The organism is Myxococcus virescens (assembly GCF_900101905.1).
Lineage (GTDB): Bacteria > Myxococcota > Myxococcia > Myxococcales > Myxococcaceae > Myxococcus > Myxococcus virescens.
The window spans coordinates 739,575-758,135 of the sequence record NZ_FNAJ01000002.1; the positions used below are offsets into that span (position 1 = coordinate 739,575).

Below are 18,561 nucleotides of genomic sequence, written 5' to 3' on the forward strand. Positions count from 1 at the left end.
TCCGACTTCGGTCCAGCGCGCAGCCCGTTCCTTCACCCAGGATTCGGGGAGCCATCACGTCTCGTTGCTTGCCCCACAAGCGGGGGTTTGCCAGAAATTTCGAGGGCTTGGACCCCGTGCTAACGTCCCTGCTCCCGCGATGGCTACCGAAAGCGATTCTCCCAAGCCCGCCACGGCGCTGGATGCGCGCGCCGCCGCCCCCGAATTGCGCCTGCTGGACCGCAGGGCGTTCGTGGGTTTCCCGGCGCTGGAGGTCCTGCCGGGACTGCGCATCTCCGACTTCGCGCTCCAGATTCCGGACGTCAGCTTCCCCTTCAACGTCAGCGCCGGCGCCACGCGCTACCAGCGCAAGAAGCTGCACTTCGGCTTCCTCGAGCTGTCCGTCGACGCGGACCTGGTGACGCGCCGGGTGGCGGAGCTGGCCGGGCGTCTGGCCGGCATCGAGGACCTGCGCGTGCACTTCCGGCCCGGCTACCTCGAAGGCCAGGGACGGCTGCCCGCGCCGGAGCACACGCCCTTCACCTTCAAGGTGGCGTTCGACGCGGATGGGGAGCGGCTCGCCGTCTATCTCTACGACGTGCGCCTCTATGGCTTCTCCTCCACGCCATCCGTGCAGGTGCCGGGGCTCTTGTCCGCGGCCGTGGGCGCGCTGGCGCTGGTGCCGGATGTCGAGGTCCGCGGGGCCACGGGTTTCTCCACGCGCGTGCTGCCCGCGCTGTGCCAACTGGCGGCGGTGAGCCGCGGCTACAAGATGCCGACGCTGGACACCGCGCGCCTGTCGGCCGCAGAGGTCTCCAGCACGGGCCTGCGCCTGCGCTTCTCCGCGGGAGGACTGCCGCCGCCGTCGCCCCCGGACGAGGAGCTGCTGCTCGCACTGGAAGGCGCGCGCGCCTTCGCGGACGCCGAGGGCCTCATCGCGCAGGGCCGGCTGGCCGACGCGCGTCAGGCGTATCTCCAGGCCGGTGACGCGCAGGACGCGCACCCCTTCGCCGCCGAGCGGCTGCTGTCGCTGATGGTGGCGGACCCGCAGGCGCATGACCTGGCGCTGGACGTGGCGGCGACGCTGCAACGCCGCAGGGACCGCAGCCCCGCGTCGCTCTGGGGCGAGGCCGTGGTGCGCGAGCGCCGGGGGGAAGGTGCCCGCGCCGCCGAGCGCTACCTGGCGCTGTGCGCGCTCGCGCGCCGGACCTCGGAGGAGGCCGCGGCCTTCTTCGCCGCCGAGGCCGCCGCCCGCTGCTCGCGCGACACCGCGCCCCAGGTGGCGGTGAAGGCGCTGCACGAGCTGCTGGGGCTCAAGCCCGACCACCTGCCTTCGCTCAAGGCGCTGGCGCGTGCGTCCGACCAGGCCCGCGACAGGGCAGGCGCGGTGCGGGCCTATCGCCGGTTGGCGGCGCTCGCTCGCGACCCGGCCGAGGCCGCCGATGCGCACGTGCACCTGGCCCGGCTGTGCGCGCAGACGGAAGACGACATCGCCGGCGCGCGCCTGCACTGCGAGGCCGCGCTGCGGCTGGCGCCGGACCATCCAGACGCGCTGCTGCTGCTGGGCGAGCTGTGCCATCGCGGCGGCGAGCACCTGCGCGCGCTGAAGGCCCTGGACCGTCTGCGCGAGGTGGCCATGGGCCGCCACGAGCTGGACCGGGTGGGCCATGCCGACCTGATGGCCGGCCGCGTGTGGGACGAAGGACTGAAGCAGCCGGAGAACGCGCTGCTGCGCTACCGGGAGGCGGTGTCGCTGCTGCCCGGTGAGCCGGAGCCGCTGTTCGCCGCCGCCCGGGTGGCGGAGGGGCTGGGCCGGTTGCAGGAGGCGCTCGCGGGCTACCAGCAGGCGCTGGAGCTGGCGGGGCCGGCGCCGCGCTCGGAAGGGGTGCGGCACGCCGCGCACGCCAGCCACCACGCCCTGGCGCGGCTGTACCGCACGCGGCTGGGGGACCCGGCGCGCGCGCGGGAGCACCTGGAGTCCGCGCTGGCGTTGGACCCACGCGACGCGGTGGCGCTGGAGGAGCTGATTCCGTACTTCCGCGCCACCGGCCGCTCGCAGGAGCTGGCGGAGGCGCTGGAGAAGGCCGCGGCGCTCCAGGACGCCCCCGGCAAGCGCGCGGCGGCCTGGGCCGAGGCGGGCGAGCTGTACCGGGGCAAGCTGCAACAGCCCGAGAAGGCGGAGCGGCTGCTCCTGCTGGCGCTGGAGGCGGATGGCGACCACCGGCCCGCGCTGGAGTCGTTGCTGGCGCTGGCCGAGGCCCGGCGTGACGGCGCGCTGCTGACGCGGTGCCTGTCTTCACTGGCGCGGCTCGCCACGGACCTGAAGGAGCGCGCGCAGAAGTACCGCCGGCTCGCGGTGGCCGCGCGCGACCTGGCCTTCGATTTGGACCTGGCCGTTCACGCGCTCCAGGAAGTGCTGCGCGCCGAGCCGGATGACCTGCCCGCGCTGGGCGAGCTGTGCGCCTTGCAGCGCAAGCGCGCCGACATGGCGGGGCTCGCCGACGCGCTGGAGGTGCGCGCGCGGGTGGCCGAGGCGCAGGGCGACAAGCGGCTGGCCGCGGCGGCGCTGCGTGAGCTGGCCGGTGTGCTGGAGGCCCGGCTGGGCCGCGTGGGCGACGCGCTGGTGGCGCTGGAGAAGGCCGCGCGGCTGGCGCCGGACGCCGCGGTGCTGCTGGACCTGGCGGACCTGTCGCTGCGCTGCGAGCGCCCCGAGCATGCGCGGCGCGCGCTGGAGAGCCTGCTGTCCACGCTGCCTCGCACGGCGGCGCCGGAGAAGCTGGCGGACGTGCGTTCCCGGTTGGGGCGCGCGTGCGAGATGCTGGGTGACCGCGAAGGCGCCATCGCCGCCTACGCGCAGGCCTTCCCGCTGCGCCGGCTGGATGATGCCCTGGCCGCGCGCCTGGAAGCGCTCTACACGGAGGCCGGGGAGTCGCAGGCGCTGGCCGAGCTGTGGGCCAGCCGCGCCCAGGCGCTGATGGGCGCCGACCGCGCCGAGGAGGCCGCGCCGCTGTTCCTCCAGAGCGCTCGCGCGCTGCTCGAGCGAGGCGAGAACGCCGCGGCGCTGATGCGCCTGTCGGCCGCGCTGGAGGCGAGCCCCGAGGGCCCGCTGGCCGCCGAGGTGTTGGAGTCGCTGGCCGAGCTGGAGCTGGAGCGCGGCGAGAAGCTGGAGGCCGCGCGCCTGTACGCGCGCCGCGCCGCGCTGATGCCCGAGGCCCGCGCTGGCGCGAAGCTGTTGTTCCGCGCCTCGCTGCTCGCCGCGGGGACCAGCCGCGAGGAGGCCTTCCTCGCCGACGCCCTGGAGCGTGACGCGAGCTACGCGCCCGCGCGCCAGCGCCGGGGAGAGCTGCGCCTGCCCACGGATGCACGCGCCGCGCTGGAGGACTTCGAGGCGGTGCTGGCCCTGCCGCCCGCGGACAGCGATGCGCCGCGTGAGAGCGAGCGCGTGGCCCTGACGCGCAAGGCCGCCACCGCCGCGGTGCGCGCGAGCCGCACGGATGCCGCCCGCCGCCTGCTGGCCGAGTACAGCGCCCGCGCGCCGGAAGACCTGGACGCCCGGGTGGAGCTGGCGTCGCTGCACCGCAAGGCGGGTGCACGCGAGGCCCTGGCGGACCTGCTGGTGGAGTTGTGGCCGCGCCTGTCCGGCGAGCCCCGCCGCGCCGCTCGCCGCGAGCTGGCGGAGCTTTCGCTGGGCCTGGGGCGCGCCACCACCGCGGTGGACGCGCTGCGCAGCCTGCGCCTGGAGGAGCCGCACGACACCTGGGCGGCGCAGTCGCTGCTGGACCTGCTGCCTCCGCCCGGCACCGGCACGCCGGAAGAGGAGACGGAGCGGCTGGAGTTGCTGAGCACGCTCGTGGCCGCCGCCTCGGGCGAGGCGCGCGCGGAGTTGCTGGCCCGTCGCGCCGTGCTTCACCGCGCCGCGGGCCGGGTGTCCGCCGCGCGCGACGACTTCTCGGAGGCCGCGAAGGGTTCTCGTCGTCCCGCATCGCTGCTGCTCGCGCTGACGGAGCTGGCGCGCGAGTCGGGCGACGAGGCCGCGGAGCTGGACGTGTGGCGCCGCGCCGTGTCCGCCGACGCCAGCCTCGCCACCCGCGCTCGCGAGCGGCTGCTGGCCCTGTCCGCCACGCTGGTGGAGAAGGACGAGCGCGCCCTCGCGCGCGAGGCCCTGGGCGCGGCCATTGGGCTGGAGCTGTCCGCGGCGGAGCGGTGTGACGCCTTCTTCTCCCTCGCCGAGCTGGCGCGCCGTGATGGCCAGCCGGAGGACGAGGCCGCCGCGCTCGCCGAGGCGGCCCTCCAGGGACCCGCGCCTCGTCGCGTGGAGGCCCTGCTGGCGCGCGCCGCGCTGCTGGAGTCCAGCGGCCGCATGGAGGACGCGGGGCAGAGCCTGGAGGCCGCGCTCGCGCTGGCCCCGCGGCACGCGCAGGCCACCGCCGCGCTCCAGCGCGTGTTGCGGACCCGGGAGGACTGGGCCGCGCTGGCCGAGCTGCTCTCCACTGAGGCCCCCCACATGGCGCCCGCCGAGGCGGCCGCGATGTACGCCGAGCTGGCCAGCCTCTACCTGGACCGGCTGTCGCAGCCGGTGCCCGCCGAGGCCGCGCTGCGGCAGGCGCTGCGCCTGTCCCCGTCTGACGCCGCCGTTCGCCGTCGCCTCGTCTCGCTGGTGGCGGAGCGTGGGGAGCTGCGTGAGGCCGCGGCGCTGCTGGAGACCGCTGCGGAGAGCGCCACGGCGCAGGATGCCGCGCTGCTGCTGCGTGAGGGCGCGGGTTACGCGCGCGGCGCGCACGACCTGGACAAGGCGCTGAAGCTGGCGCGCAAGGCCCACGCGCTGGTCCCCGCGCAGGGGCCGGAGCTGGCGTCGTTGGCGGAGTTGCTCTACCTGCGCGGCGCGGTCATCGAGGCGCTGCCGCTGCAAGACGCACTCGCCGCCGCCGCGGATTTCCGGAGCGCGCCGGAGGCCGCGGAGTCCACGTGGCTGCGCCTGGCGGAGCTGGCCGAGCAGACCGGAGAGACGAAGCGCGCGGTGGCCGCGTACCGGAAGCTGCTCGTGGAGCGGCCCCTGTGCGAGGCCGCCGTCATGCGTCTGGCCGCGCTGCTGGAGAAGGATGACCCGCGTGGCGCCTTCGAGGTGCGCGTCACCCACGCGCACGCATTGGCTCCGTCCGAGGACACCGTGCAGCGGCTCGTCGAGCTGTCGGCGCGGGCCCGCGAGGTGCTCGCGGACGCGGGTGTGGCGGCCTCGCTGCTGGCGCGCGCCGCGTCGCTGGCGTCGGAGCCGCTGCCGCTGCGTCGCCGGTTGGCGGCGCTGCACCGGGAGACCGGCCGCACCGTGGAGTTGCTCGCCGAGCTGCGCCAGGTGGCCACCCTCAGCCTCGAGGCAGGGGACCCGGACGCGGCGCTCGAGGCCTATCAGGAAGAGGCCCGGCTCGCGGTCGACCTGGGCCGCGCGGACGACGCGCTGCGGGCGCTGGCGGATGCGCGCGACTTGCTGGAGGCGCGGGGGCAGCAGTCCGAGGCCGCGGCTTGCGAGCGCTACCGGGCGAAGCTGCTGCGCGACGTGAAGCTGGACCCCGCCGGCGCCGAGGTCGCGCTGGAGCGTGCCTTCGCCCTGGCCGTGGACCTGGGCACCGCGAAGCTGGGCGCGGCGCTGGCCGAGCGTCGCGACGACGCGGAGGCCGAGGCGCGTTGGCTGGAGCGCGCGCTGCCGCTGCTGGATGACGCGGGCGAGGCCGCGGCCGTGCTGCTGCGGCTGGCGCGGCTGAACCTGGGCGTGCTGTCGGACGTGGCGAAGGCCGAGGAGTTGCTGCGCTCGGCGCTGCGCAAGGACCGGGCGCTGACGGAGGCCGAGGGCCTGCTGGAGAAGCTCCTGGAGAGCGACGGCCGGCTGGCGGAGCTGGCGGCCTGGTACGAGGAGTGCGCGGAAGGCGAGCCCGACGCGGCCCGTCGCGCGGAGCTGTTCCTGCGCGCCGCCGTGCTGTACCGCGACCGGGCAGGGCGCCCGGAGTCCGCCGCCGCGGCCTTCATCGCGGCGCGTGGCGCGCGCCCGGACGACCTGGAGCTCACCGCGCAGGCGGCGGAGCTGCTGCACGAGGTGAAGCGCCACGCGGACGCCGCGGAGTTCGACGCGGTGCTGCTGGAGGCGGACCCGTTCCGCGAGCCCGTCTTCGCTCGGCACCTCGCCTTCCTGGAGGAGGCCGAGGACCATCAGGCGCTCGCCGAGCTGATGCTGCGCAGGGCGCAGCGCCAGGAAGCCTCGGGCGCCGCGGAGAGCTACCTGTCCGCCGCCCGTGCCTTCCGCGCGGCCGGTGCCCGCGAGCGGGCGCTGCTGTGCGAGGACCAGGCCTTCGAGCTGAGCCCCGCGAGCGCGGAGGCCTTCGAGCGCGTGCGCGAGCGCGCGGCCGGTGACGTGCGCCGGCTGGCGGACCTGCTGTCCCAGCGCGCCGCGGCCCTGTCCACGCCGGAGGCCCTGCCGCTGCTGCGCGAGCGCGCTTCGCGACTGCTGGACGCGGGCGAGGCGCTGCTGGCCGCGGAGGCTTTCGACGAATACCTCTCCCTGGCGGGGGATGACGTGGACGCCCTGTCCGCGCGCGCCGAGCTGGCCGCGAAGGGCGGAGGCCCCGTCGCCGCGCGCCCCTACGACCGCCGCCTGCTGGACGTGGGCGGGGACGCGCTGCCGGTGCCGGTGCGCACGCGGACCTGGCTGCGGTTGGGCCATGCCTCGCTCGGCGCGGGCGCGTTCCACGACGCGGCGGATGCCTTCGAGGCCGTGGTGGCGCTGGAGCCGGAAGGCGAGCGCGGCCGCGAGGCGCTGTCGCTCCTGGCCGAGGTGCACTCGCGCACGGGCAACGCGCCGGGCCTCTACCGGGCGTCGCTCCAACTGGCGCGCCATGCGGAGGACGCCGCCACCGCCGAGGTGCTCTACCGCCGCGCGGCGGACCTCTTCGATGACCCGAAGGACGCCATCGACGCGCTGTTGCCGCTGGCGCGCCTGCGCCCCGCGGATGCGTCCGTCATCGACCGGGCCGTGGCGGGGCTGCACGCCCTGGGCCGTCATGGCGACCTGCTGGACGTGTACGCCTCGGGCGCGGAGGCGGCGGGTGGCCGCCGGGCCGCGGAGCTGCTGTTGGCCGCCGCGTCGGTGGCCTCCAGCTCGCTGGCGGATGAAGACGCGGCCTGGACGCTGACCCAGCGCGCCGCGGAGGCCGCGCCGGAGGACCTCACCGCGCTCCAGGCACTGGTGACGGGCTTGCGTCAGCGGGGCGACTCCACGCGGCTGCTGGAGGCGCTGGAGCAGTGGGTGCCGCGCGTCGAGGACGCCGACGAGGCCGCGGTGCTGCGGTTGGAGCTGGCCGCGCTCGCGCGTGACGCGGGCCGCGTGGACGTGGCCCGCGAGGCACTGGAGGAAGTGGCCGCGCGTGGCGCCTCGGGCGCGGGTTACGCGGACGCGCTGGAAGCCCTCGAGCCGCTGCTGAAGGACGCCCCCGCCCGCCGCGCGGAGGTGCAGGTGGCGCGCGCGGAGCTGGCCTCTGGCCGCGAGCGGCAGGTCCTGCTCCTGGCGGCCGCGCGGGGCTTCGAGGCCGCCGGACAGCTGCCGGAGGCGCTGAAGGCCGCGAAGGACGCCGCCTCGGTGGAGCCGGACGTCGACGCCGCCCTGCGGGTGGCCCACCTGTACCGCGCGTCGGGCGAGGCGCCTCGCGCGGCGCGGGCGCTGCTTCAGGCCGCGCGGCTGGCGGCGCCGGAGGAGCGCCCCCCGCTGCTGCTGGAGGCCGCGGGCCTCTGGGAGAAGGCGGGAGAGCACGGTGAGGCGCTGGAGGTGTTCGAGCGCATCGCCACCGAGGCATCGGACATGCTCGCGCCCTCGGAGCTGGCCGAGCGCTTCGGTCGGCTGGGCGCCTTCGCTCGCGCGCTGGAGGTGGGCTTCGCGCCCGCCATGGCCTCGGGCGACCTGACCGACGCGCTGGCCATGGCCGCGCAGGCGGGCGACGCGGCGCGCACGCGCGAGGCGCTGTGGGCCCTGGCCGCGCTGGCGGACGCGGACCCCGCGCATGCCTCGGCCCTGGCGGATGGCCTGCGCGCGGAAGGCGACGCGGAAGGGTTGCTGGAGCTCGCGGGCCTGTCCGCCGCGCGTGACGCCGCGTTCGCGGTGGCGCTGCGCGATGAGGTGCTCCGCTCGGCGGCGGCCTCGGTGCTGCCTCGCCTGCGCGCGCTGGAAGAGCTGGCGCCCGAGCCGGGCTTCGCGGCCCGCCTGACGCTGTTGCTGCCTACCCTGGAGAAGCTCCCGGAGGCGCTGGCGGAGGCGGTGCTGACGCAAGTGCGCGCGCAGCCGGGCACGGTGCGCGTGGAAGCGCTGGCCATGGCGGCGGACGGCTGGCCCTCGCGGCGCAAGGCGCTCTTGCGCGAGCGTTACGCGCTGGAGCTGGAGCTGGGCCGCTACGAGGCCTGCGTGCGCACGCTGTCGCAGCTGGCGGGCGAAGAGTCGGACGCGGTGGCTCGCGCCGTCCTGCACCTGGAGCGCGGCGAGCTGCTGCTCAGCCCGCTGGAGCAACTGCCCGAGGCGCGCGAGGCCTTCGAACAGGCCCTGAAGGACGACCCCGCGCAGCTCCATTCCCTGCGGCACCTGTTGTCGCTGGTGGACCTGGGCGAGGAGCCCGCTGTCTTCGTGTCGCTGGTGGAGCGGCTGGAGCAGGCCGCGGGCGCGGAGTCCGGCAACACCTACCGCGAGCGGCTGGCGGACGCCTACGAGGCCCTGGGCATGGTGGCAGACGCCGCCGCGCAGCTCGAGCGGCTGCCGGAGACGGACGAACGGCTGGCCCGCCGCGCGCGGTTGGCGGAGGAGCGCGGCCTCACCGGCGAGGCCCTGCGCCTGCGCGAGCGGCTCACCGACGAACCCGCGGTGCTGGAGGCCATTCTCCGCGGCTACCTGGACGCGCAGTTGGTGTCGCCTGGAGCCCGGCTCGCCGCGCGCCTCTTCGAGGCCGGCGAGCTGTCTCCCGAAGTCACCCGCATGGCCGCCGAGCACCTCTCCACGGTGCCCGAGGGTGTGTCCCTGGCCGTCCGCATCTGGCCGCACCTGCTCCGGGAGCATCCGCTGGACGTGGATGGGTGGACGCTCTACGCGGAGGCCCTGCGGGCGCTGGGCCGGACGGAGGACTCGCAGCGCGCGGACGGCGTGGGCGCGGCCCTGTCCTCCAGCGACGCGGCGGCGCCTCAGGCCCCGGTGTCCACGCTGCCGGTGCCCTCGGGCTTCGAGCACCCGGTACCCGCCGGCGCGGTGCCGGTGACGGCCGAGCGCCTGCCCCGGCTCGCCGCGGCGCTTCGTCCCGTCCTGGCCTCGTTGGGCGCGGGCTCGCTGCAACTCGTGGTGGACCCGGTGGGCGGGGTGGAGGCGTACCTGGCCAGCGGCGATGTGCTGGTGCTGGGCGCGGGCGCGCTGTCCTGCTTCGGCGCCTCCGAGCTGAGCTACCTGTGCGCGCTGGCGCTGGCGCTCGGGGAAGACGGCGTCAAGCTGGCCCGTCCCGGTCCGGTGCCGGCCATGGAAGCGGCGGCGGTGGCGGCCTTCCGCGCCGTGCCGGCCTCGCTGGCGGCGGGGCGCGTCCTGGCGCGGCTCGACGCGGAGGTGCGTGGAGGGGACCCGGCGCAGGTGGATGTAGGCGCCGTGCTTGCCCGCGGCGACACCTTCCGGGCGCTGGCCCTTTGCGTGCTGGACGGCGTCTAGCCGTGTAGCGTGACGCCGCCATGCACGTGAAGCGCCTTGCTCTCGCCGCCCTGCCCGTCACGGCCGTCGCCGTGGCGATGGCCTGCTATTCCGAGCCGGTGTACCCGGGTGACCAGGTGCTCGGTTCGTTCCGCTTCGAGGCCCGGCTGGATGCCGCGCGCACCACGTGCGACGCCTCGGTGCCGGACTTCGCGCAACTCAACGACGCCGGTGTGTTCCTCTTCGAGGGCACCTTCTCGCGCGACACGGACGCGGGCACGGGCTTCTTCACCGTGCAGGGCTACTCGCGTGACGCGGGTTATGAGGGGCAGGTGGCCACGTCCACGCTGAAGGCCGTGGCGCCCCGCGCGTCCTGTGGCACGGGCTGCGAGGACTCCTCCATCGAGGAGACGCTGCGGGTGACGCTCTTCAGCGACAGCCAGGCGCGCAGCCTCAGCCGCGACTGTCGCCAGTTCGACGGCGGCATCCCCGACGGCTCGGTGCCGGGCCCCACGGAGAACGGTTACGACGTGTCGCTGGCGTGCGGCTCCCTCACGGACATCTTCTTGCCGGGGACCCGCAACTGCAATTGCCAGCCGTCCACCTGCACCACGGTGTACACCGTGCAGGGAGAGCGGAGGGATTGATGGTGAAGCGCGCGGTGGTGTTGATTTCGGGCGGCCTGGATTCGACGACGTGCCTGGCCATGGCCAAGGCGAAGGGGTTCGAGCCCGTCTGTCTGGCAGTGGCCTACGGACAGCGGCACGCCGTGGAACTGGAGCAGGCGAGGAAGGTCGCCGCCGCCATGGGCGTGACGGACTTCCGGGTGGTGTCCATCGACCTGCGGCAGGTGGGCGGCTCCGCGCTGACGGCGGACATCGAGGTGCCCAAGGACCGGCCTTCGGATGAGATGAGCCACGGCATCCCCGTGACGTACGTGCCGGCGCGCAACGCGCTGTTCCTCTCGCTGGCGCTGGGGCTGGCGGAGGTGGTGGGCAGCACGGACATCTACATCGGCGTCAACGCGGTGGACTACAGCGGCTATCCGGACTGCCGCCCGGAGTTCATCCGTTCCTTTGAATCGATGGCCAACCTGGCCACCAAGGCGGGCGTGGAGGGCGCGCGCTTCACCGTGCACGCGCCGCTGTCCGGCCTGACGAAGGCGGACATCATCCGTGAAGGCGTGAAGCTGGGCGTGGACTACGGCCTGACGCACTCCTGTTACGACCCGGACGCCCAGGGCCGCGCCTGCGGGCGCTGTGACAGCTGCGTGCTGCGCAAGAAGGGCTTCGAGGAAGCTGGCGTGCCGGACCCCACGCGCTACGCGGAGTCCGCGTGACGCCGCGCCTCGGCTGGGGCGTGGTGGTGGCGCTGGGCCTGTCGTCCGGGCCCGCGCTGGCCAACGACGCGGGAACGCCGAAGGCCACTGCGGCGCCGAAGGCCGCGGCCTCCCTGGTGGACGCCACCACGGTGGTGCCGGACCTGGTCGTGGACCTGCGCTACGCGACGGCGGACAACTTCTTGAAGCGGAAGGTGTACCCGGACACGGCGCGCTGCCTGCTGCTGCCCGAGTCGGCCGAGCGCCTGAAGAAGGCCGCGGACGTGCTGCGCGCCCGGGGCTACCGGCTGAAGGTGTACGACTGCTACCGGCCGCGCGCGGTGCAGTACCAGATGTGGGAAATCATGCCGGTGCCCGGCTACGTCGCCAACCCACGCACCGGCTCCAATCACAACCGGGGCGGGGCGGTGGACCTCACGCTGACGACGCTGGAGGGCCAGGAGGTGGAGATGCCCACCCCCTTCGACACCTTCACACGCGCCGCCCACCATGGGTACGAGGGCGGCACCGAGGCGTCGCGCAAGCACCGCGAAATCCTGCGCGAGGCCATGGAAGGCGTGGGCTTCAAGCGCAACCGCATGGAGTGGTGGCACTACGACCTGCCGGACGCGAAGAAGCGCCCCGTGCTGGACGTGCCCTTCTCCCCGCCATGACATGATGAAACCATGATGAACGGAGGGTCCGCCTGCGGCACGCTGCAGGCACCTCCCCAAGGGTGGTCACGGCGTGCGTGGCCCGGGATGGCACCCACGATGAAGCCCACCCTCTGCAATGCCCTCTGTGCCGTCCTCCTGCTGCTGTCCGCGCCTGTGCTGGCGGCCGGAGGCCTCTCCGGCACCGTCGTGCGTGCCAGCGACAAGAGCCCCATCCCGGAGGTGCGCGTCACCGCGACCTCACCCGCGCTGACAGCGCCCCGCTCCACGGTGACGGACGCGCAGGGCGGCTTCCGCTTTCCCCAACTGGAGGAGGGCGTCTACTCACTCCGTTTCGAGAAGGAGTCCTTCCAGGCGCTCATCCGGACGGACATCACGGTGAAGGCCGGGCATGAGCCCCGCGTGGACGTGGCGCTCTCCGCGGCGTTGCAGACGCGCCCCCCCGTGCTGCCCCCCGCGCCGGTGGACGATGACCGGGAGCGGGCACCCGCCTGGACGTTGCAGCACCTGCCCGTGCTCGTGCCGGATGGGGCGTGGCAGACCGTCTATCGCGCGTCGCTGGGGAAGCCGGGCTCCGGCGTCGAGACGCGGGGCTTTGGGGTGAACCCCACCATCGACACGGAGGAGTCGCGCGTCTCGGAGGTCCCCGTGGCCGTGGACACCCGCGCCTACGCGGTGGCGCGCGACTACCTGTCTCGTGACGTCTTCCCCGCGGAAGGCGCGGTGCGGACGGAGGCCTTCATCAACAGCTTCGACTTCGGGGACGAAGGCGAGCCGTACGGCCCCTTCTTGCTCTACGTCGAGGGTTTCCCTTCGCCCAGCCGCAAGGGCTATCACGTGGTGCGAATCACCGTGAAGGCCCGCGAGCCGGTGCGCGAGGTCGGCGTCCAGATGGAGTTCAACCGGAAGGCCGTCGCCCGCTACCGGCTGCTGGGCTACGAGTACCTGTCTCCGAACCCGGAGCCGCTCGACCCAGGCGACGAGACGGAGCTGTTTCCACTGGCCGCTGGCCAATCCGTCACCGCCATCCACGAGGTGAAGGTGCACGGGCCCTCCATCGCCTTCGGGATGCTCCGGGTGCGCTACGAGCAGGGCAACTCGAGCACCTGGCGCCGCGTGCAGATGATGATGCCCTCCAGCACGTTGCGCTCCGACTATGCCCGCGCCTCCTCCTCCACGCGCCTGGCCTACGTGGCCTCCGCGTTCGCGGAGAAGCTGCGAGGCTCCTTCTGGACGCGCGCCCTGGACTGGCCCCGGCTGCTGACGCTGTGGGAAGGCATCGGCGAGCCGCTGCGAGCCCGCAAGGACGTGGCGCAGCTGGGGGCGCTCATCCGCAAGGCCCAGACGCTGGACACGCGCAAGGAGCGCTTCGAGCGACTGATGCCCGGCGGAAGCTCGGACTTCGACGACGTGCCCTCCCTGGGAAACTGAGCCGCTCCGATGCTCCGCCGGTTGCTGCCCACCCTCATCGCGCTCCTGCTGGGCTTCGCCGGGCTGGCCTGGGGCCTGGGCTCGCTCCAGCGCATCTTCGCCACCGAGCGGGATGATGCGCAGGCCTCGCTCGATTCCCGCCGGGAGGCCCTGGAGCAGTACGCGCGTGCCTCCCTGGCGCAGTCCCTGAGAGACCGCCTGGAAGCGGCGCGCCCCGCGCTGGAGGCCGCCGCGCTGGATCCGCTCGCCCCCGCGACGGGGCTCTACCTGAGAGAGCGCGGTACGCAGCTGCTGCCCCGGTTGGCCCTCCACGACACCGGCGAAGACACGCCCGCGAAAGAGCGCTACGCGGGCCTGCGCGCCGGCACGGAGCGGGCGGACGAGGCGGAGGACCCCTGGGCGGAGCGGCTCGCGCTGATTCGCGAGGTGGACCGGGCGCTGTCACGCGGCGACCGCCGTGCGTCCACCGTGGCGCTGATGGCGCTGCTCCAACACCGCGCGCAGTACGTGCTGGCCTCCACGCGCGACGTGCCGGGCTTCCTGGTGGTGTTGGAGTCGCTGGCGGAGCGGGGCGACCCCGTGCCCCAGTTGATGCACGCGCTGGTGCGTGACGGCCTGGCGGACGGCCGCAGCGGCCGCCTGGATGGATTGCAGCGGCTGCTCCTGCTTCGCCGCGCGCGCTTCACGAAGGCGGACTTCGACTTCCTGCGCGAGCGCATCGTGGCGCTCTCCATGAAGGCCGGCGTGCCGGCGGCGGACTTCGAGGCCCGCGCCGCCGAGCTCGCGTCCGAGCCGTTGCCATTGCCCAGGACGCTCCCGGGCCCCGCGCTGGTGCGAGCGGGGTGGTACCTGGAGCCGCGCGGCGGCAATCACGTGCGGGGCGTGGCGGTGGACTCGGGCGCGTTGCTCCAGTCGCTGACACGGGAGATGCGCGAGCGCGGGTTGCTGGAAGCGGACGGGCAGGTGCGGCTGCTCGCGGACGCGGAGGTGTTGCCGCTGGCCGACCTGCCGCTGTCGGTGGACACGCCGGAGTGGGCGCGGGCCCAAGGGGCGCTGGCGCGACGCTACCGGCTGAAGACGGGCATGGTGGCCGCGTGCGCGGTGCTGGCGCTGGGCATCGCCGCGCTGGCCTTCGTGGCCCAGCACCGCAAGTTGCGCTTCCTGGAACTGAAGAGTGACTTCGTGGCCACCGTGTCACACGAGCTGCGTACGCCACTGGCCTCTATCCGGCTGCTGGCGGAGACGCTGGAGTGGCGGTTGGCGGAGGGCACGGACGCGCGCGACTACCCGGCGCGCATCGTCCGGGAAGCGGACGGCCTGGGCTTCCTGGTGGAGAACCTGCTGTCCTTCAACCGCATCGACAAGGGGCGCTGGGTGCCAAAGCTGGCGCCGGTGCGCCTGGACGAGCTGGTGGCCCAGTTACGTAAGGACTTGGAGTTCTGGTCCAAGGTCCCCGTGGAGCTGGAGGCGGACGTGGGGGATTTCTCCCTGCGCGCGGACGGGCAGCTCCTGCGCCTGCTGTTTTCAAACCTGGCGCGCAACGCCTGTGCCTACAACACCCGCAGCCCGGTGCGCCTGCGCATCGAGGCGCTGTCCGATGGCCGCGTGCGCTTCTCCGACAACGGCGTGGGCATCCCCCAGGCGCAGTGGGAGCGCGCCTTCGAGGAGTTCGTGCGCCTGCCGGGCCAGGGACATGATGCACCCGGCAGTGGCCTGGGACTGGCCCTATGCCGCCGCATCATGCGCGTGCACGGCGGCACCCTGCGCGTGGCGGCCTCCAGCCCGGAAGGCACCACCTTCGAGCTTCGCTTTCCTCATACGGTGACGACATGACCTCATCCGTTCCGGCGCTCCTCCTGGTGGAGGACGACGCCAACCTGCGGCTTGCGCTGCGCGACAACCTGGAGAACCAGGGCGGCTACGCGGTGGAGGAAGCCACCTGCGTGCGGGAGGCGCGCGAGCACCTGGGCCGGCGCGACTTCCAGCTCATCCTGCTGGACGTCATGCTGCCGGATGGTGACGGCTACACGCTGTGCCGCGCGCTGCGCGAAGAAGGCGTGGCGACGCCCGTCCTGATGCTCACCGCGCGCACCCTGGAGGATGACGTGGTGCGGGGCTTCGAGTCAGGCGCGCAGGACTACCTGGGCAAGCCCTACCGGCTGCGCGAGCTGCTGGCGCGCGTGGGCGCGTTGGTGCGCCGCTCCGGCGCGGCGCCGGTGAAGGGGCTGCGCTTCGCGGGCTACCGGATGGACCTGGACCGCCGGAAGGTGGAGACGCCGGCGGGCGCCTCGGTGGAGCTGACGCGGACGGAGTTCGACCTGCTCGCGTTCCTGGTGCGGGAGCGCGAGCGCGTGCTGCGCCGCGACGAAATCCTGGACGCGGTGTGGGGCCGGGACGTCGTGGTGGATCCGCACACCGTGGACAACTTCGTCTCCAGCCTGAAGAAGAAGCTCGGCTGGAACAGCACGTCCCGCTTCGCCATCCAGACGGTGCGCGGCGTGGGGTACCGGATGGAAATTGAAGCGGCCTGACGTCAGCGCAGCGGGTTGTGGCGCAGCCGTTCCGCCAGGGCGTCCAGCGCCGCCTGTTGGGAGGGCGGGGCGCCCAGCCGGGCCGCGTCGATGAGCGTGGGCGTCTGGGGCGCATCCACGCGCAGCAGGGCGTTGGAGACGGCGCGCCGCACGTCACCGTCCGTGTCCAGGTACGCCCGCACCAGCGCCTCGGCCGCCACGCGACGGATGGCGCCTTCCTCCGAGCGCGCCTTCACGCCCGAGGTCTTCCATGCCCACGCGGACCCAGCATCGCCCAGGGCCTTGGCCAACCGTCGCATGACGTCGCGTTCCGGCCGGGCGTCCAGTGCATCCGCCAACGCCCGTGTCGCCACGAGCCGCCGGCACAGACCCAGGGCCTCCATCGCGGCCTCGCCCCGGGCGTCCCTCTGTTTCGACGCGGCGATGAGCGTGTTCGCCGCGTCCAAGGTCTCCAGCCGCGCCAGCGCTCCCGCGACCGCGCGAAGGACCTGGGGCTGGGTGTCCGGACCTTCGAGAAGGCTCTTCCACAAGGGGGCCAGGCGGAGGTCACGCAGCGCCCCTGTGGCCTCCACCAGGCCCACCTTGAAGGCCAGCCGCGCGGACTCACGCGAGGGGAGCCGCAGCGTCTCCTGAGGTGGGAAGGCGAGCCGCTCCACCATGGGCCACAGCGCCTCCGGCCCCAGCGCACGAAGCCCCGGTGACACCGCGGCCAGGGCGCCCCGCTTCTTCGCGTCCAGCGCGTCCACCTGGGCGGCGGCCGTGTCGAACCGGGTGAACGCCGCTGGAGTCTCCCGGCGAGCCCGGGAGATGTTCGTCTTCAAGCTGGCCCTCCAGTCATCATCCGGGCGGGGCGTCTCCGCCCCACTCGCGCTCAAGGAGGCCAGCATCCAGGCGGCGCTGAGGCCGCGAAGCAGTGCGCGTCTCATCGTCCACCCTCCCACCACTTCACGTCGGGCACCTGCCGAGCGCTCTGGGTGGCGCAGTGGACTTCGCCCTGGGCGATGTGGAACGGCGCCCACGCATCCACCCAGTGCACGCGGATGCCATGGGCCCCGAGCGCCTCCTCGAACCGCGTCTTGAACGGGTCCTTCCCATCGATGAGCGGTCCGTGCGGGTCTGGCGCGACGACCTGCGTGGGCGTCAGCGACAGCAGGTTCAGCGTGGCGGGTTGGTACGCCGTCACGCCGTCTGAAGCGTGCTGGAAGAGGAAGGGCACGCGGATGATGTCGGCGTCCGTGAGGCCCGTCTCCTCGCGGAGGATGGAGAGCTGCGTGTCGATTTCCAGTGCCGCCACGGCGCTGGCATCCATCAGTTCGGGGTTGTCGAGCACCTCGGCGATGCTCGCCTCCGCGGGAATGGAGTACGCCCAGGACAGGCCGGCGAAGAGCTTCGCGTCTCCGTGCCCTCGGGACTGCGCGTCCTGGAGCATCCGCCGCGCGAGCGCCGGGTCGGCCACCAGGGCAATCCAGCCCCGAGGCGTGGGGGCGGACAGGAAGGTGAACGTCTCATCCACGTGGTCCACGAACAGCCACGAGGTGTCCACGTAGATGGGAGGCTGCACGGCCTGCGCCTCCAGCATCTTCGTGAAGCTGGGGTCGGGCTGATAGTCCGGCCGAGAGTCCGGCCCCCGGCCCCGGAACAGCCGGCCCAGGGGATACGTGACACCGTCCTTCTCGTAAGGCGGGATGACCTCCGTATTGCCGAAGGAGTTCAGCGTCTGGGATGCCATGGACATGCCCTGCTGGTACTGCTGGATGGCGGCATTGTCGGGGCCGCGAAGCCAGAACGCGATGCGGCCGGCCGCGCGCAGGGGCGCGTTCGCGTCAGTGTTGTAGACGTGCGGCGCGCGGTAGTGGACCTGCATGACGTGCTGGCGGCCCCCCGGGCCGGGCATCGACATGTACGCGGGCTCGAAGTAGTCCTGTGTCCACAAGTCATCCACCGCGAACTCGGAGTAGACCATCCGCTCTCCTGAGTCCGCGAGCACGCCGCCCAGCGCCTGCCGGAACTGGTTGGCCTCGATGCTGGCGGCGGGCTTGGAGACGAAGACGTTCCACGCGGGCGTCATGTGGTGGAAGAGCACCACGGGCGCCACGCGCATGCGGACGGTGTCGGTGAACACCGGGTCGTGCGGATTGTTCCGGCCGATGGTGAGCACCACGTCCGCGAAGCCATCCCACTCCTCGGGGTCACGAACGATGTCGCGCCCCTCGATGGCGAGCACCACGCCGCGCCGTATCTCGGCGGTCGACAGGAACACCGTGTCGGGAAAGCCGCCCGAAATGAAGTTGCCCCGCACGCGCTTGAACAGGCGCACCTTCTTGCCCGCGGCCCCGGACACGATGACGGAGCCCACTGTGCCAGGGGGCGCCTCGGGCCAGGGCACCGTGCGCAGCCGGGCCAGGTCCTCCAGGTCCGACTCGCCATTCACCACCGCGTCCATGGCGTCATGGCACTGCGTCAGCGCGTCATCGCTGATGCGGTGGGGGTCCATGGAGAAGGGGCAGGCGTCCTCGTCGTCGTCCAGGTTGGCCAGGAAGATGGCGCCGCGCTCCGCCGTCCAGGTGTCCTCGCCCTCGTCCTCCGTGGGGTTGTCGAGCTCGACGATGCCATTGCGATTCACATCCGCGCGCAGGTCGACCACCGGATGAAAGGGCCCTTCGAGTGGATCCTCGTTTCCGGGGCGTCCCCCTTCGTCATCGGCCACGGGCCCGCAGGCGCTGGCCCACAGGCATGCCAGCAACAGCGGCAGGAGACGTGCTCGGGCAGGCGGGGACGGCGGCATGGCGCTCTCCGGGGGCACCGACGGGCAGCCCGGTCCCGGTGGAACGACATCGTGCGCCCTACGGCAAGTCACGATGCAGTGGCCCGGGAGTCCTTTGCGCCAGGAAAGCGTCATTTGACTTCGAGCCCACAGCTCACCGCGTAACTTCAGGTACC

9 protein-coding genes are annotated in these 18,561 nt (G+C 73.5%); 7 read left to right on the top strand and 2 right to left on the bottom strand.

Features of this window, described 5'->3' with window-relative positions:
* Positions 1-139 precede the first annotated feature (139 nt).
* From BLU09_RS09745 to BLU09_RS09775, 7 genes are all read left to right on the top strand, one after another.
* Positions 140-9,688 (top strand): tetratricopeptide repeat protein, encoded by a 9,549-nt coding sequence (locus BLU09_RS09745; protein ID WP_090488519.1) that lies wholly within the window; start codon positions 140-142, stop codon positions 9,686-9,688.
* Between the two features lie 20 nt (positions 9,689-9,708).
* On the top strand, positions 9,709-10,314 hold the full coding sequence (locus tag BLU09_RS09750) for a hypothetical protein (protein ID WP_090488521.1): 606 nt from the start codon (positions 9,709-9,711) through the stop codon (positions 10,312-10,314).
* Complete coding sequence (gene queC / locus BLU09_RS09755) at positions 10,314-11,006, top strand: 7-cyano-7-deazaguanine synthase QueC (protein ID WP_090488523.1); 693 nt, start codon at positions 10,314-10,316, stop codon at positions 11,004-11,006. The genes BLU09_RS09750 and queC overlap by 1 nt, the downstream gene beginning before the upstream one ends.
* Complete coding sequence (gene ddpX / locus BLU09_RS09760; protein ID WP_090488524.1) at positions 11,003-11,659, top strand: D-alanyl-D-alanine dipeptidase; 657 nt, start codon at positions 11,003-11,005, stop codon at positions 11,657-11,659. The genes queC and ddpX overlap by 4 nt, the downstream gene beginning before the upstream one ends.
* Before the next feature lie 99 nt (positions 11,660-11,758).
* Complete coding sequence (locus BLU09_RS09765; RefSeq protein ID WP_244171582.1) at positions 11,759-13,090, top strand: YfbK domain-containing protein; 1,332 nt, start codon at positions 11,759-11,761, stop codon at positions 13,088-13,090.
* A gap of 9 nt (positions 13,091-13,099) precedes the next feature.
* The gene (locus BLU09_RS09770; protein ID WP_090488528.1) at positions 13,100-14,923 is read left to right on the top strand and encodes a sensor histidine kinase; all 1,824 of its coding nucleotides are present in this window, start codon (positions 13,100-13,102) and stop codon (positions 14,921-14,923) included.
* Positions 14,920-15,621, top strand: a complete 702-nt coding sequence (locus BLU09_RS09775) for a response regulator transcription factor (protein ID WP_090488530.1) — start codon at positions 14,920-14,922, stop codon at positions 15,619-15,621. The genes BLU09_RS09770 and BLU09_RS09775 overlap by 4 nt, the downstream gene beginning before the upstream one ends.
* A 2-nt stretch (positions 15,622-15,623) precedes the next feature.
* Here BLU09_RS09775 and BLU09_RS09780 read toward each other — a convergent pair whose 3' ends face one another.
* Both BLU09_RS09780 and BLU09_RS09785 read right to left on the bottom strand, forming a co-directional pair.
* Entirely contained in the window at positions 15,624-16,547 is a 924-nt protein-coding gene (locus BLU09_RS09780) for a HEAT repeat domain-containing protein (protein WP_090488532.1), read from the bottom strand.
* Positions 16,544-18,406 carry a protein-arginine deiminase family protein gene (locus tag BLU09_RS09785; protein ID WP_090488534.1) on the bottom strand — a complete coding sequence of 621 codons (1,863 nt, stop codon included), beginning with the start codon at positions 18,404-18,406 and terminating at the stop codon, positions 16,544-16,546. The genes BLU09_RS09780 and BLU09_RS09785 overlap by 4 nt, the downstream gene beginning before the upstream one ends.
* Positions 18,407-18,561: the final 155 nt, after the last annotated feature.